This window comes from Bacillus sp. NEAU-Y102 (genome assembly GCF_054788175.1).
The window spans coordinates 239,186-255,513 of record NZ_JBTWFK010000001.1; the positions used below are offsets into that span (position 1 = coordinate 239,186).

The 16,328-nt window shown below is 34.5% G+C and carries 17 protein-coding genes, 1 pseudogene and 1 other annotated feature; of the genes and pseudogenes, 5 read left to right on the forward strand and 13 right to left on the reverse strand.

The features are described 5' to 3' along the window. Nucleotides 1-190: 190 nt before the first annotated feature. The 3 genes from ACYFX0_RS01180 to ACYFX0_RS01190 form a co-directional block, all read right to left on the reverse strand. A complete protein-coding gene (locus ACYFX0_RS01180) occupies nt 191-901 on the reverse strand; it encodes a YjjG family noncanonical pyrimidine nucleotidase (protein WP_000875915.1) in 711 nt (236 codons plus the stop codon). 106 nt (nt 902-1,007) lie between these two features. After that, nucleotides 1,008-1,466 carry a DUF2262 domain-containing protein gene (locus ACYFX0_RS01185; RefSeq protein WP_000520300.1) on the reverse strand — a complete coding sequence of 153 codons (459 nt, stop codon included), beginning with the start codon at nt 1,464-1,466 and terminating at the stop codon, nt 1,008-1,010. A gap of 260 nt (nt 1,467-1,726) precedes the next feature. Next, a complete protein-coding gene (locus ACYFX0_RS01190) occupies nt 1,727-2,746 on the reverse strand; it encodes a tyrosine-protein phosphatase (RefSeq protein WP_106082327.1) in 1,020 nt (339 codons plus the stop codon). Between the two features lie 187 nt (nt 2,747-2,933). Here ACYFX0_RS01190 and ACYFX0_RS01195 point away from each other — a divergent pair, with 187 nt between their 5' ends. Then, nucleotides 2,934-4,403 (forward strand): RNA-guided endonuclease InsQ/TnpB family protein, encoded by a 1,470-nt coding sequence (locus ACYFX0_RS01195; protein WP_106082298.1) that lies wholly within the window; start codon nt 2,934-2,936, stop codon nt 4,401-4,403. 101 nt (nt 4,404-4,504) lie between these two features. Here ACYFX0_RS01195 and ACYFX0_RS01200 read toward each other — a convergent pair. Beyond that, a pseudogene (locus ACYFX0_RS01200) lies at nt 4,505-5,343 on the reverse strand (hypothetical protein). 49 nt (nt 5,344-5,392) lie between these two features. Beyond that, a complete protein-coding gene (locus ACYFX0_RS01205; protein ID WP_106082299.1) occupies nt 5,393-6,115 on the reverse strand; it encodes a GNAT family N-acetyltransferase in 723 nt (240 codons plus the stop codon). 123 nt (nt 6,116-6,238) lie between these two features. On the opposite strand from ACYFX0_RS01205, the gene ACYFX0_RS01210 reads away from it, so the two are divergent. Next, nucleotides 6,239-7,078: a DUF2785 domain-containing protein gene (locus ACYFX0_RS01210; RefSeq protein ID WP_000355454.1), complete on the forward strand. Its 840-nt coding sequence runs from the start codon at nt 6,239-6,241 to the stop codon at nt 7,076-7,078. Nucleotides 7,079-7,095: 17 nt separating this feature from the next. Continuing rightward, nucleotides 7,096-7,545 carry an NUDIX hydrolase gene (locus ACYFX0_RS01215; RefSeq protein WP_000540465.1) on the forward strand — a complete coding sequence of 150 codons (450 nt, stop codon included), beginning with the start codon at nt 7,096-7,098 and terminating at the stop codon, nt 7,543-7,545. A gap of 92 nt (nt 7,546-7,637) precedes the next feature. Here ACYFX0_RS01215 and ACYFX0_RS01220 read toward each other — a convergent pair whose 3' ends face one another. The 6 genes from ACYFX0_RS01220 to ACYFX0_RS01245 all read right to left on the reverse strand — a co-directional run bounded on the left by ACYFX0_RS01220 (nt 7,638) and on the right by ACYFX0_RS01245 (nt 12,612). Further along, the gene (locus ACYFX0_RS01220) at nt 7,638-7,892 is read right to left on the reverse strand and encodes a YbeF family protein (RefSeq protein ID WP_001289513.1); all 255 of its coding nucleotides are present in this window, start codon (nt 7,890-7,892) and stop codon (nt 7,638-7,640) included. 90 nt (nt 7,893-7,982) lie between these two features. Continuing rightward, the gene (locus ACYFX0_RS01225; RefSeq protein WP_000687550.1) at nt 7,983-8,363 is read right to left on the reverse strand and encodes a VOC family protein; all 381 of its coding nucleotides are present in this window, start codon (nt 8,361-8,363) and stop codon (nt 7,983-7,985) included. 61 nt (nt 8,364-8,424) lie between these two features. Next, a complete protein-coding gene (locus ACYFX0_RS01230) occupies nt 8,425-9,453 on the reverse strand; it encodes an ROK family transcriptional regulator (protein ID WP_000003031.1) in 1,029 nt (342 codons plus the stop codon). Nucleotides 9,454-9,575: 122 nt separating this feature from the next. Continuing rightward, nucleotides 9,576-10,769, reverse strand: coding sequence for an MFS transporter (locus tag ACYFX0_RS01235; RefSeq protein WP_247727461.1), 1,194 nt, complete (start codon nt 10,767-10,769; stop codon nt 9,576-9,578). Nucleotides 10,770-10,841: 72 nt separating this feature from the next. Continuing rightward, the gene (locus ACYFX0_RS01240; RefSeq protein ID WP_460269700.1) at nt 10,842-11,405 is read right to left on the reverse strand and encodes a maltose acetyltransferase domain-containing protein; all 564 of its coding nucleotides are present in this window, start codon (nt 11,403-11,405) and stop codon (nt 10,842-10,844) included. Between the two features lie 208 nt (nt 11,406-11,613). Then, nucleotides 11,614-12,612: a tryptophan--tRNA ligase gene (locus ACYFX0_RS01245; protein ID WP_106082302.1), complete on the reverse strand. Its 999-nt coding sequence runs from the start codon at nt 12,610-12,612 to the stop codon at nt 11,614-11,616. Between the two features lie 43 nt (nt 12,613-12,655). Beyond that, nucleotides 12,656-12,864: a binding site (T-box leader), on the reverse strand. Between the two features lie 139 nt (nt 12,865-13,003). Here ACYFX0_RS01245 and ACYFX0_RS01250 point away from each other — a divergent pair. Then, complete coding sequence (locus ACYFX0_RS01250) at nt 13,004-14,161, forward strand: 1-deoxy-D-xylulose-5-phosphate reductoisomerase (protein WP_460269701.1); 1,158 nt, start codon at nt 13,004-13,006, stop codon at nt 14,159-14,161. Between the two features lie 28 nt (nt 14,162-14,189). Here the strand turns inward: ACYFX0_RS01250 and ACYFX0_RS01255 are convergent, their stop codons facing one another. Further along, nucleotides 14,190-15,311, reverse strand: a complete 1,122-nt coding sequence (locus ACYFX0_RS01255; RefSeq protein WP_000411479.1) for an AI-2E family transporter — start codon at nt 15,309-15,311, stop codon at nt 14,190-14,192. Between the two features lie 63 nt (nt 15,312-15,374). Continuing rightward, a complete protein-coding gene (locus ACYFX0_RS01260; RefSeq protein WP_000539733.1) occupies nt 15,375-15,623 on the reverse strand; it encodes a GlsB/YeaQ/YmgE family stress response membrane protein in 249 nt (82 codons plus the stop codon). A 209-nt stretch (nt 15,624-15,832) separates the two neighbouring features. Between ACYFX0_RS01260 and ACYFX0_RS01265 the strand changes: the two genes are divergently transcribed. After that, nucleotides 15,833-16,288, forward strand: a complete 456-nt coding sequence (locus ACYFX0_RS01265) for a GNAT family N-acetyltransferase (RefSeq protein ID WP_000601235.1) — start codon at nt 15,833-15,835, stop codon at nt 16,286-16,288. The last annotated feature ends 40 nt before the right edge of the window (nt 16,289-16,328 follow it).

Consider the following 16,328-nt stretch of genomic DNA (forward strand, 5'->3'; position numbering starts at 1 on the left):
CATCGCATCACTCTGAGAAACTATTTATATACGTATATTTAATTCACGCATTATAACACGTGAATGACCTTGTATAGTAGCGTTATTTTTTGTTCTATATCTTAGTATATGAACTTATATGAGCGATTTTTCAAATATATCTATCGCAACTTACAATATATCATCGATTTGCCGACAAATATCAGCACAATTAAAATGAAGCTACCTTTTCTTCCGCCACTCCCAAAATTTCTAAAATTTGTAGCAGACTCTCCACTTCATAAGTCGGCTTAACTTCTGCCCTATTTTCTTTCAAACTTGGATTATACCAACACGTATCAATGCTGTAATCTTCTCCGCCTTTCATATCAGAAGTTAGCGAATCTCCGACCATTAGTACACTTGATTTATCCGTAATTCCAAATTTCTCAAATGCATAATCAAAAATCTCACGTGCTGGCTTTTGATGACCAACTTCTTCAGAAATAATAATATGATCAAAGAAATTACATAAAGGTGAATTTCCGATTCTTGATTGTTGCACCTTCGTATATCCATTCGTAATAATACCTAACTTGCAATCTTGTAGATTTTCACATAATTGTACTGCGCCTTCTATAAGGTGTACTTCTTTCCCTAAGTTTTCAAGATATACATCACTAAATTGCTGTGCATCTACATTTATATTATGAAGTGCAAATAATTGTCTAAATCGATCTACTGCTAATTCACTTAGCGTAATCATTTTATTTTCTAAATCTCTCCATAATCCATTACTAATCTCTTTATAACTTGCAAGATAATCATTATACCCTGTAGGCATACCAAACTGTACAAACGCATTATGTAATGCGTGTCTTTCCGTTTCAGGGAAATCTAATAATGTATCATCTACGTCGAATAATATAACTTTGTATTTCATGATGTTCTCCTCAATTCCTATTTTAAAAGCTTCGTTCTCATTGCTTAAAATTTATTTAATTCTTTTAACTAAAGCACACTTTAATTCAATTTTTATATAACTAAAATTACACCTCTGCGCTTAATAATTTATAATCATTATTAAAATAGGCATGTATCATGTGTCCACCAAATAAATCTCCATCATGATATTCACAGTATATATCATTTTCTCTAATTTCAATGTCATAGAGCGTAATCGCTTTTGCAAATTTTTCTTTCGTTATATCATATTCTCCTGCATCTACAGCATCCCAATTTAAATGTTCATCATTATCATCATACTCAGGCCAAAAATCATTTTTGTAATTTATCAATTTTTCTGCTATGGCTACTTTAGCCTTTTTATCAAATTCTTCTATACATAAAAAAAGCTTCTCTGCCCTTTTAATCATCTCATTAACATCTACATATTCATTTCTAATATCCAATTGCCAATGTATTTCCTCATTTTTTTGCTGATATACTTTACATGTCTCATTAAAGGTAAACAATCCTATTAATTCACTTTTTATTGATTTCCCCATCTCCTAATTTCCTTTCTATTATGATAACCCTCCATCAAATACATAGACATTTTCTTGCTTTTTCCCTATAGTTCATTATAGAAATCATTATAAATCACACGACTTTACCGTCACTTAACATAATAACACGATAGTAATATAAGTTTATATATTTCATTATGAGGCGCTTAACCTGCTCTTTATTGAATACACCATTATCTTCTATTTTCAACTACGCTATAAGTAAAAGGAGGCTAATCCGCTCAGCCTCCTTTTACTTATTAATCTTCTAGTAATAACTCTTTCATTTCCTCTAACGACTCTTTCGTAAAGCCAAGAGCCCTTTCAGCGTATGCTTCAACTGATCCGTATTGCTTTTGAATTTCACCAATCGCAGCTTGCAAGTATTCAGCACGTGCTTCAAACATTGCACCTAATATCGCTCTGCTCTCATCGTTTTGTAATTTCGCACCTAAAAAGGCCATCATTTTTTCATTTAGCTTTTCACGGAAACCGTTACTTAGTAAGTAGTCTTCCATTACTGTTTTTTCCGGTACACCTAGTAAAAGTAATAATAGTGCTGATCCGAATCCAGTACGGTCTTTTCCAGCTGTACAGTGGTTTACTAACGGTAAGTTTTCCGGATTTTGCGCTAAGTTTAAGAAGCTTACAAATGCCTCGTTACCACTTACGAAACCTTGATTCATTTTCACAAGATACTCACCTGGTTTTCCTAACATAGAAAGGTCACCAACTTGGAAAAATTCATTTATATTTAAGTCTTTCGCTAAATCTTGCATAACTGGTAAGCACACTTGACGAGTACCTGTAATCTCTGGGTTTGGCTTATGCTTCACTTCAAAGTCTGTACGGTAGTCACAAATTAATTTCAAGCCAGACTTTTGTAAATAGTCGATATCCCACTCTGTTAGTCCTGCCAATTCTTCAGAACGGTACAACTTGCCCCATTTTACTTTACGGCCTTCAGTCGTTTCATATCCTCCCATATCACGGAAGTTAAACGCGCCTTGTAATGGCAGTCTACGTTCAGCTACTGTTACTGCTTGTCCATTACTTCCTACTAGTCTAAAATATGGACGTTCAGTTTCACTCGGGTTTTCAATTGTATATGATAATTCTCCATTTAACGTTGCAAGTAATTCTCCATTTTCTTCAATATGATCTGGCGAAGTACTCCAGTAAATGCGAACTTCCTCTATATTATTTTCCCACTTTATTTGTAACGTATTATCTTTATTTCTTTCTACAGTTGCTTGTAACCAATGTCTTTGCTGTCCCATTCTTTCACCAACGCTTTCTCTTATAGTCAAATCTTATTCTATCATACCTTTCGAGAGGACTCCCACCTCTAAACGTAAGTGAAGGTGGTGAGGTGAATCGAAAGAAATATTTTATTTTCAAAAAAATAAAAACAGAAACATACGTTCCGTTTTTTGCTATAATATCCTTAACAAGGAGGTGAATAAAATGGCAAAAGAAAATCCATCAAACTATAAAACTCTTCAAATCTGGATTAAAAAAGGGCATCGTATGTATTCTTATTTTCAAGAATGTTGTCATAACGCTAAGAATATGTACAACACCACAAACTTTTATATACGCCAGGTGTACACTGGATTAACACAAGAAAAAGAGTTGCAGCCTTTGCAAAAAGAAGTTCTGGATAATATTCATGAAAATATTGGTAAGATGAATGACACACAACGTCTTGCCTATCAGAAGAAATTGGAAAAAGAGAAATTAAAGCCTAAAGAAGAACAGAAAGAGATTAAATGTAATTTGTTTTCAGAACCTAATTTTGAAAAACCTTATGTAGATTACAACTTTCTAGATGCACTATTTAAGGCTATGATTCAAAATGATTATCGAGCTTTGCCTACGCAATGTAGCCAGTCCATCATGAAAGGTTTGTTCCAAAATTGGAAATCTTTTTTTGCTAGTTTAAAAGACTATAAAAAGAATCCAAACAAATATGCTGGAATGCCTAGGATTCCAAAGTATATTCGTTCTTCTGAAAAAGAGATTCTGTATACAAACCAAGATTGCATCATTAAAAACGGTAGATTTTTAAAGTTTCCAAAGACGAAATTGCAATTAAATATTGGGAAACTAGGTTTCACTGAAGGTAAACTGAAACAAGTTCGTGTGATTCCAAAATACAATGAATATGTAGTGGAATTGGTAATTGATGTTCCTTCTGAACAACAAATGATTGAAGAGAATGCTCGTTATATGAGTATTGATTTAGGGATTGATAACCTTGCAACCATCGTAACAAACACAGGTATGAAACCTGTCCTTGTTAAGGGCAAACATGTCAAAAGCATAAATCAATATTACAACAAAATGAAGAGTCATTTTACAAGCGTTCTTAGAAATGGAAAACAAACTAATGAAAGACCTTTTACTTCTAAAAGGATAGAAAAACTTCATCAAAAACGTTATTTGAAAATAAAAGACGTCTTCCATAAAGTTAGTCACCACATCGTAAAACTAGCTCAAGAAGAAGAAGTTTGTAAAATCGTTATTGGTCAAAACAAAAATTGGAAACAAGAAACGAATATGGGAAAAAGAAATAACCAATCGTTTTGTCATATCCCGCATAATTTATTGATTCAAATGATTACATACAAAGCAAATGCTGTAGGCATTCAAGTTGTTGTAACTGAAGAATCATATACATCGAAAGCAAGTTTTCTGGATAACGACTTCATTCCAACGTATGGAGAAAATGACCAAAATACAACTTTTTCAGGAAAACGAATAAAGCGCGGCATATATCGTTCAGCAAATAAAACTTTAATTAATGCAGATGTAAATGCTGCGGCTAACATTTTACGAAAAGTAATCCCAAATGCATGGACAAATGGGATAGAGGGGTTAGGCGTGAAACAGCTCGCTAATGTGTTAACTCCCCTGACGTTAATCGTCCGTTAGGTCGAAACGTTAGAAACCCCCACTTCAACCTTCGCTAAGTGGGGGAGTGTTCATTGTATTATAGGAATATCTACTTTGTCGTTCTCATTTTTCTTTTTATCTTACAAACAGGCAAAAAGTTCTTTTACTTGTTCAAAATTGTACATGGATTCCTTCGAAATACGTATGCGATTTGTTCATTACCTAGATTTTCATATACAACTGTTCCACGATCAGGGTGAGAATAAAACTCTAACCCGTTTATAATTTGTTGTGGACCATAATTCATTGCCCATGAAGAAACAGGATAATACGCTTTGTTTTTATGTCTACAAACCCAAAGTGCATATAGTTTATTATCTTCGTCCCAGTATACATACTGCGTTTCATCATTTCCAAAACCGACCGATTCAAGTTTCCAACTCAGCTTTTTATGAATTGATAACTTTACATAGCGTATGTTATCTGGATCATTCCACTCACGACATCTTCCTATCTCACCCATTTCACCTCTCTTAGCTTGAAAGCTTAATAAGTAAAATGGTGTATGTAATATCGTTTTCGCAAACTCTGTATGTACCGGTTGTAATCCGAGTAGAAACCTTTCCATTTCGCCTTGGTTTACATATCCATGATCAACAGAAATTTCAACTTGTGTTTTCCATGTAGATGTAACGTAACTTTCTTTCCCTTTATAATTTACACCTTTCCAATACACAAGCTTTTTATATTGAAAACAATCCCCTTTTGCTTGAGAAATACAGGTATCTGGAAATACTGGCTCCATTATATCGAGAAAAAACTCCTTTACTCGAAACATTCCAGTTGGAGTATCAATCTGAAACCAAACAGTTTCCCACTTTTCACCTTCAAAACGTTCTGAAACTTTTTCAATTTCCCATCCTTCTAACAACACATTTGGATACAGTAAAACGAATGAATGCATGGATTGTTTTAACATATATACCCCTCCCACTAAATGAGTTCGAGAGAGTACATCATTCACCCTCCTAAAACTCCCTCACATACCGCTCAGTACAACTCAGCAACTGACATCCATTCTTTTCAAAAACATCCTTCATCCATTCATTTTGTACATTTGTCTCACCAATATAATAAGATGCACCTATTTCCTTTAAGACAAACATCGCACCTGCAAATAGTGCAGCTTCATATCCCTTATTACGCATATTTGGAGTAACTGCGAAGTACATAAGTTTCCCTTCTTCTAACGTACCTCTTTCAATATGCGGAATTACAATTCCTATCGGCTCTTCATCGACACTTGCTGTTAAACAATGTTCTTTCCATTGCTCACCAATTTCTTGTAGCATCATATGCACAAATTGATCATGAGCGACTGGTTCTCCCGTCGCTTCATTCCACAGTGAATAAAAAGCCTCTTCTCCAACTTCTTCAATAAGCTTAAAATCAATTTCACTTTCTACATCTTCTACTTCATATATATCTTTAAATACAATCATGTTTTCAGTAATATATTCAAATGAATACGTGTCGAAACATTTTTTATACACATCATAATTTGGGCTTTTTGAAGAAGTTTCAAAATGTAAGTTTTCTATTCCCTCTTTTTCAGCCTCAGTAACGCAATACTGCATCATTCCCTCTAATTGCTCTTCTGTAAAAATCTCTGCATTATTTTCTTTTATCATAATAGAAGAAGCACTTCTTCTTATTTTAAAATGTTTTTCTAACTGTTCTATCGTCGTCATATTCTTCCCTCATCTATATCATACTCGAATTTCTAATCGTTCTCCTTGCATGAGCAGGATTGTCCTTGAATATATAGAATACTAGAAAAGATCGCATCTTTAAAGTGCGGAGGAGGTTCTCCATTGGATATTACAGCATTGCAACAACAGTTAGAGCTTATACAACAAAATGACTATACGCAACTGCAACATATAGATGTAAATGAGTTAACTTTGAACATGCTTCAGTATATCGGAACGACTGATAGCTACGTTCGTTACCAACTTATATATAAATGTTTTGCGCATTTCATTCATCATGAATTCCTTATGGACGATCAGCTGAAATTACTTCTGCAAACTTGTTTAAGTGATGAGTATTTATATTGTGACATTTACTCCCCACATACAGATGGGGTTTTCACACGTTCTTACACTGTTTCGTTAATTGCGTTAATACTCCAATTCGCTAATTCGCACTACTTTTGTACAGAGGAGGATATCGAAGAAATAAAAAATAAACTCATTACATATACAAACTTAGAAACGGATTTTCGAGGCTATATTGAAAACAAAGGATGGGCTCATTGTCTTGCCCACGTATCTGATGCTTTCACCGAAATTGTTCATAATACGTATACGACCTTTGAATGGTACGAAGAATTAATTCATTGTTTATTAAATAAAATTTTTATTCCATCTGACCTTTTTCATAATAATGAAGATGAACGCATTGTTACTCCATTACTAGCAATGCTGTATCATGATTTTCCTCAAAACGAGTTAATTTCTATTATTCATAAAAAAATAAAAAGGCTTCCTCAAATTAGAAAACGCCTTTCACTTAATGAGTATTGTATTTTATGCGCCAACATTAAAACCTTTTTACGCACATTATTTTTCAGAACGAAAGATGACCATAACTTAGCTTTTACAGCGCGTAAAACAGAAAGAATGTTAAAAGAACTCCCTAACTATTATTAAATACAAGGAGCAAAAATATGGGCTACATTGAAGACATGAGAAATCTAGTAGGAAATCATCCACTTATTTTAATAGGATCACATGCCATTATATTAAATGAAAAAGATGAAGTATTACTGCAGCTTCGGACAGATTTTAACCGATGGGGCATTATTGGGGGTGCCTTAGAATATAACGAAACGTTAGAAGGTGCTTTAAAACGAGAAGTATTTGAAGAAACTGGACTTATTATTAAAAATCCAGAACTATTCCGTACATACTCAGGGCCAGATTTCTTTGAAATCTATCCAAACGGCGATCAAGTACATGGTGTACTCGTTGTTTATATTTGCCGCGAATTTCACGGGGAGCTTATATGTGATAAAACTGAGTCAAAAGAATTACGTTTCTTTCCGTTTGATGAGTTACCTAGTACTCTTCATCCAGTCATTGAGGGGATTCTTCGCGATTTTCATCACTCTAATTAAAAATATAAATAAAACAACCTCATTTCCCGTCATTACAACGTGAAATGAGGTTGTTATCGTTCACCGTAAATCCCTATTTCCCCAAAATGATATTAACGCTCTCTTTCTACAACTTTATATCCCTTTATAAAAAGGATAGTTATATAAGAAACAATAAATGAAAGAATAGTATACATGCCAACCCAAAAGAAAAATGCTGGATCGTGCACTGTAACACTTAACATAAGAAAAATAAGAAATGTTACAATTGGCATCGCGTAAAATGTACCTACTTTATATGTCACAGCTATTGAAAAAATACAAATAAGCAATGGATATATACAGAAAATAAAAATGATTTCACTCAATGTTATGTCCCCCTTTCTGCAGAAATAATAGGTTTCTCGTAAACATTTGGGGGAACAACAAAATTTTATTTTTTATTAGTAAATATAATGTTAGATTGTTATCTCAATCTGATTCCCTTCAGGATCACTTACTACACTTTCATAGTAACCATCCCCTGTAGTTCGTGGGCCGTTTAACACAGGGTACCCTGCTTCTCTTAATGTATGAGTTAATTCGTTCACCTTTTCTTTATTACCTACAGAAAAAGCAATATGCGCATATCCTACTGTTTGTGTTTTTATTTTATCGTCTATCCCTACTTGTCTCATAAGTTCTAGACGCGCACCACCTTCAAAAGTTATGAAATAAGATTCAAACTGCTTTTTCGGATTGTGATATAAGCTATTTTCTTCACCACCGAAGTACTGTTTATAGAAATCACACATTCCTTCTAAATCATTCACCCAAATTGCTACATGTTCAATTTTCATAATCGACACCTTTTCTTTTATGCTATTCAATTGACAATTGGATGCTTCATTGCCAGCACATTTAATTTTCTTTATTCGTTCTAGTAATCATAAGATCAAGTCCAAGACTTTTTAATCCATATAAATAATCTTCTTTCCAATTACTCACTGTTATTTTCGGAATATGTTCCGCCGGAATGTACTGCGGACAACTTTTTACAATTTGATCTATTACAAATTGATTCACTTCATCATCACAGAAGATAAACGTATGAGGGTTAATAATAGCTATACATGTAGCTATTAAACGAGTAATAGCATCTATATTATATTCCTCTGAATTATGCGAATCCCCACTTCTCAAAGCTTGTAAGAAATTTTTATTATCATACTGCGGAACGAAAGATATCTCTCCTGAGAAAAATGTACTTCCGCGTACGACATCTCCATTTACCATAATCCCCGCACCTGGGCCATTTTGACCTGAATACAAATATACAAGAGAGGAATTGTCATTATTCCTCGTGTTTTTATGATACCCGAGCACTGCAGCATTCATATCGTTTTCTATTACTACTGGTATAGAAAACAGTTCCTCAAAGTGACTTTTCAAATTAAAATTTTGAAACTTTTCATATCCAGGAATATAGAAAATACGCCCATTATCGACCGCACCAGGGACACCAATTGATATAGAACTTATTTTTGGAAACATAGCTATAAGACTTTCTATATGTTCTGTTAATACGCTTAGTCCCGCATCAATTAATGCACTTGAAGTACTCCCTTGTTCTTTTACTTCCCCTAAACAGTTAAAAATTGTATAATTCGTCTCATTTTTTTCTAAAAATATCGCTAATCCTAACATATATTCTGGATTATACGCATATCGTTTCGCTCTTCTTCCGCCACTTGAATCATCTAAACCGACTAAAGTGACTTCACCATCTTGTTTCATATTTTCTATAAATTTACTTATCGTTGGAAAACTAATTTCTAATGTATTACTAAGTTCAACTTTCGTCGCACTTCCTTGCTCTAGAAGAGCCGTACGAATGCCGCGAAGGATCGTCTCTTTAATTGATTTTTGAGTAACAAATTGTTCACTCAAATCGCTCACCACCTTAATCAACATACTTATTAAACACTTTTAATAAGTTGCGTTGACAATATATCATACATCATTTTCTAAAGCAATAGAGATGATATATTTCCGCTGCATGCAACCCTTATTTAGCTCGGTGTATTCTCTCTTGTAATAGACGATACAATTCCAGACAAAAGAACAAATAATAAAACAGCTAGCAAGGCATTACGTATTCCGAATGCTTCCCCAAGTATCCCTAAAAATGGTGGTCCGACTAAAAAGGCTGTATAACCAATGATAGAAACTGCAGCAACATTAGAAGTCGCATTTTCACGGTCATCTCCAGCAGCTGACAGACCAATTGGGAACCCTAGCGCTGCACCAATCCCCCACAGTACTACGCCAAATGCTAGAAAATACGAATTACTCCCAAATATTACGATTGAAATTCCTAGAATCGCCATCATAATAGTGGCACGTACGACAGCGACACGACCGAATCGATCAAGGAAATAGCTGCTACACATACGAGTTAACGTCATTGCTAATACAAAAATTGCGTACATAATAGAACCTGCCACTATACTTTGCTCATGTCCATCTACCATCACGATAGGTAGCCAATCATTTGCACTACCTTCTGCAAATGCCATTCCAAGCACAAAAAGACCAATTAAAAGCACCTTTTTTTCCATACGTAAGGAAGTACGCTTCTCTCTCCTTTTGTTCCGCGATTTCTCCTTCTTTCCTGTTCCATGCGGAAGAAAACGATACACCATACATACAAGTAATAGAAACATGACCGAAATCACAAAAAACTGATACAGAATCGGGATGTGAAGCGACGCTGCGACAGAACCACTGAGCGCGCCTACTAAAGTTCCTACACTAAAAAAGCCATGAAATTTTGGAAGAAGAGTTGTTCCTAATTTCTGCTCAATGGAAGAACCTTCTACATTCAATGCGACTTCCGCCAATCCGTAGCCTACTCCAAATACTAGTAAGCTACTAAAAGCCCCCATACTAGAAACAAAATAAATATTTATACCTAAACAAATCAATCCAACAATCATAAAAAACATGCTGCCTATAATAACGTCTCTAGCTCCCTTACAGTCAATGAAGCGGCTTGCACTCAGTAAACCAATTATTGAACCAACAGATAGTCCGAACAAAATCCAGCCCATTTCTGCATTTGACACTGCTAACATATCTCGAGTAGCTGCTGTTCTTGAAATCCATGTAGCAAACGCGAAACCTGGCAAAGCAAATAAGAGAAAAAGAGCGTTTCGAGAGGCAAGTAATGTCTTTGTATGATTGTTCGCACTATATTTCTCCATATGAAACACCTTCCCCATTGTCTATACGATAAGACACCAGTTTATTCATATACCCGTAAAAAAAAACGATTTCTATAAGTCTATCGTTTTAATAACTTTAGCTGGATTACCACCAACAACTACATTATGAGGTACATCTTTTGTCACAACTGCCCCTGAGGCAATTACAGCGTTGTCTCCAATTGAAATACCAGGGTTAATTATAGCTCCCCCGCCAACCCAAACGTTGTTACCAATCTTTACAGGCTTTCCATATTCTTTACCAGAATTCCGCTCTACCGGATGTAGCGGATGCGTAGCAGTATAAATGTGAACACCAGGTGCAAACATACAATTATCACCGATTCGTACTTCACAAACGTCCAAAATCACACAATTGAAATTTGCGAAAAAGCTCTTTCCAACATGGATGTTGTAGCCATAATCACAACGAAAATCAGGATTGATTTGGGCTTTCCCGTCAGCTGAAGAACCTAAAAGCTGATTTAATAACGTAAAACGTTTTTCATCTCCTATCTCCATCACCTCATTATAAAGGCGTGTTAAACGTTTTGCTTCAGTTCTATCAGCTACTAACTCTTCATCATCTGGCATATACATTTCTCCTGCCACCATCTTTTCTTTCTCCGTTTTCATACATTCATCTCCTTTTTTATTGAATGAGATCCACTTATTAAACTTCTTTAATAAGTGACTTAAATCATACTTATTAAACACATTTAATAAGTAACCCTATATTAGCATACTTTTTAACATATGCAACTAATAAGTTTTGAAAAGAAGTGCGAATTCCTTGCTCTACATATCAATATGAAGAATATTATATAGATAAACAAGGGAACGCTCAGCGCCCCCTCTCAAATCCAATCCTTTTTTTAATTTCAGCTAAATTTACCTTCGCGATTTCTCTTGCCCGCTCAGCACCTTTTTCTAACGCTTCGTATAATAAATTTGGCTCATTCATATACCTAGCGTATTTCTCACGAGGTCCAGCTAACTCACGATCTACAACGCGAAACAACTCTTTTTTCACATCACCCCATCCGATTCCAGTCTCATATTTTTCACGGATCGACTGTATTTCAGCCTCTGTCGCAAATTCTTTATAAATTATAAATAACGTTTCTAGTTCTTTCGGTTCATTCGGAAGTGAAGAATCTGTTTTGATTTTAAATATTAACTTTCGTAGTTTTTCTTTCTCTGCAAATAATGGGATTACATTCCCGTAACTTTTACTCATCTTTCTTCCATCAAGTCCTAGTAATATTGCTCCTTCTTCTTGTATGACATACTCCGGAAGTGTAAATGTCGTGCCGAATGTATGCTTAAAATACGTCGCAATATCACGTGCAATTTCAATATGCTGAATTTGATCTTTCCCAACTGGTACATGAGTAGCTTGAAATAGTAATATATCCGCCGCCATTAAGATCGGATACGTATATAATCCCATATTCACTCCTGCATCTATCTCTAAACCCGCTTCTTTATTTTGCTCCACCTTCGCTTTATACGCATGAGCACGGTTCATAAGTCCTTTCGGAGTTAAGCAAGCTAATATCCAAGCTAATTCTAGAATCTCCGGCACTTCTGTTTGTCTATAAAAAATAACATCTTCCCCAAGTCCAAGCGATAACCAAGTAGCTGCTACCTCTTTCGTATAACTGCTGAACTTTTCTGAATCATGCACAGCATTTAACGCATGATAATCAGCTATAAAGTACAATGCTTTTCCTTCATTATTCTTTGACATTTGCAATGCAGGTTTAATCGCACCAATATAATTTCCTAAATGCGGATAACCTGTCGGCTTAATTCCTGTTAACATTATTTTTTCACTCACACTAACTCCTCCTTTCTCAAAATAAAAAGAGCCTCTCATCCTTAAAAAGGACGAGAAACTCCCGCGGTACCACCTTCATTAGCTATCATTATAGCTCACTTCAACTTCTTAACGTGAAGTAACCGTCTTTAACCTACTCATTTCAGTTAGAAGCTCCAGAGCCCATTCCATATTCATCCCTTACTGATTCTCACCACATATCAGCTCTCTGAAAAGTTTCGAATATGTACTCTTCTCTTTCATTGCTTTTTCGTTATTTTTTTACAGTTTATCACATTTCACTTCCAAACAAACCCGAATTTTCTATTTTATATAGCAGGAATTTCCACTTCAATTGTCTAATCTTATATAGGTTTGCAGAAATATTCAAAACAACTTTGGAGGTTTTTTCATGTTAAAATATATATCCATTTTAGGTTCCACAGGATCCATCGGCACATCTGCATTAGATGTTGTTTCAGCTCATCCTGAACATTTCAAAATCGTCGGTTTAACCGCAAATTATAACATTGATCTTCTTGAGCAACAAATCAAAACGTTTCAACCTCGTATTGTAAGCGTTGCGACAAAAGACTTAGCAGACACGCTTCGTACGCGTATTTCAGCAAATACAAAAATCACACACGGGACTGATGGCTTAATTGCAGTAGCTACTCACCCTGATTCAAATCTTGTATTAAGTTCTGTTGTCGGTGTTTCAGGATTACTCCCAACAATTGAAGCATTAAAAGCGAAGAAAGATATCGCTATTGCTAATAAAGAAACTTTAGTTGCAGCTGGACATATCGTAACTGAACTAGCGAAACAAAACGGATGTCGCTTAATTCCAGTAGATAGTGAGCATTCAGCTATTTTCCAATGTTTAAACGGAGAAAATAATAAAGAGATTGAGAAGTTAATTGTAACAGCTTCCGGTGGTGCTTTTCGTGATAAAACACGTGAAGAAATGCAAACGTTACAAGCTAAGGACGCTTTAAAACATCCAAACTGGTTAATGGGCGCAAAACTAACGATTGATTCTGCCACATTAATGAATAAAGGATTCGAAGTAATGGAAGCGAGATGGCTATTTGATATTCCGTATGAAAAAATTGATGTAATGATTCATAAAGAAAGCATCATTCATTCTTTAGTAGAATTTATTGATGGATCAGTTATGGCACAGCTCGGTGCTCCTGATATGAGAATGCCTATTCAATATGCGTTTCACTATCCTACTCGGCTACCTTCTTCCTATAAAAAATTAAATTTATTAGAAATCAGTAGTTTACATTTTGAAAAACCAGATTTAGAGAAGTTCCCTTGTCTACAATACGCATATGAATGTGGCAAAATCGGTGGTACTACTCCCGCTGTATTAAATGCAGCAAATGAAATTGCGAATGCACGATTCTTAAAAAATGAAATTGTCTTTTTCGATATTGAAAAAACAATTTACAAAACAGTTGAAGCTCATCATAACGTAAAAGACCTTTCACTAGATGCTATATTAGAAGCGGATCAATGGGCGCGCCAATATGCAAATGAATTGTTAATAAAAAAGAGCTAAAACAGTTCCCACTGTTTTAGCTCTTTTTTCACGTATTCAACTTAACAAATCTATAACCGTGCGTAACTAACACTTTTAATATCGCGTATCCTGGAATGGCTAAAATAATGCCCATAATCCCGAATAAGTTTCCGGCAGTTAAAATGATAAATATGATTGTAATTGGGTGAATATCTAGCTTTTTCCCCATTACTTGAGGAGAAATAAATTTACCTTCTGCTAATTGTACAACCATCATAACAATGATTACTTTTAACACCATTGCTGGCGAGTCGATAAATGCGATAATTAACGCTGGTGTAATAGCAATAATTGGTCCTACGTACGGAACGATATTTACAATCATCGCTAAAATCGCAAGTAGTACCGCATATTTAATACCGATAATAAGGTAACCGATTAATAGCATAATACCGATAAACAAGCTCACGATAATTTGCCCTCTAATATACGAGCTAATCGCATAGTGCATATCATCTAGTATTCTCATTGCTGCTGGTTGTCTTTGTTCTGAAATGAATTTTAAGAAGTGATTCGGCAATTGTTCGCCATCTTTTAAAAGATAGAACAATATAAATGGAACCATTACAAATGTTAAAACAACCTCTGTAACAGTACTCAAGAATCCAGTTACATTCCCAGTTACTGATGATAATGACTTTGTAAAATCAACTGTATAGTCTTTTACCATATTCGCAACATTAATATTTAAATTCTCCTGAATTTTACCAAGTAAATTACTTTCCCCGAATCTACGCGCTGCTTGTTCAATCTCATGGCCAAAGTACGGTAAGTTATCAATTAATGCATCAATTTGATCTTTAATAATAGGGATAACAGTTACAACTAAAAACACAAATAATCCGATTACTATTAAGTATATTGAGGCTATCGATACGATTCTTGAAACACCTTTCTTTTCTAAAAGTGAAACGAATGGATGCAAAATATAGAATAGCACGCCTGCCAATAGTACTGGGAAGAAAATTGTTTTTAAAAATACGATAAACGGTGTAAAAACAAATGATATTTTTGTTAGTAATAAAATATTAATAAACAATAACGCAAATCCAAGCAATACCGCCAAATAATTTTGTTCTCTAAAAAACTTTCTTAACTTATCTCTTTTTCTTATATTTATTTTCTCCAATGAAACCACCTCTTCGAATGATGAAAAGCCCTTATTCAGGGCTCTTCATCATAATCTATATCTCTATTTCCTTGCAGCTTTCACTACAAATGATACAATAAGAATTAACACGATTGCACCTAATAATGCCGGCACGACATGAATCCCACCAAATGATGGCCCAAAGGATCCAAATAATCTACCACCTAACGAAGCACCTAATAAACCTGCGATAATATTTCCGAACATACCACCTGGGAAATTTTTACCCGTTATAGAACTAGCAATTGCACCTATAATAGCACCAACTATTAATGTGATAATCCATCCCATTTTTAGTCCTCCATTTCTATTATAGTTTGTATGATTCAATACAAACATATGTATTTATCATTGCTAATCATATTTCACTATAGAAATATATTTACTACTATTTTACATATGGAGATACATATATTATATGCAAAAAAGAAAAATATTGTCAAACTCACCCATAAAGCAATTATATTAATATACCATATTCAAAGGAGGCTTCATTATCTATGATTCTTAAGTTAAATTCCACTTCTTTTGAAGTAGCAACATCCATTTTACAAGTTCAAATTCCAGCCTATAAAGTTGAAGGGGACTACTTAAATAGTACTGCCATACCCCGTTTATATGATACTGTAAACGATATTCAAAGTTGCGTTGAAACATTCTATGGATATTTTTCTGAAAATAAACTTGTCGGCTTTATTTCTTTTGTACAAGAAGAAAAACTAATTGATATCCACAGGTTAGTTGTATCGCCCGATTTTTTTCAAAAAGGAATTGCGACGAAACTCCTAATTTATATATTTAACATGTTCCCTTCTTCTATGACATACATTGTACAAACAGGTAAGGCAAATACCCCTGCTATCGCATTATATAAAAAACACGGCTTCCTTGAAGTAACATACACCGAACTACCTGATGGAATAGTACTTACACAACTTAAAAAACAGAAAAAATAAAATAATTTGACTAATCGTTTTATTTATGTTATCTTTTACC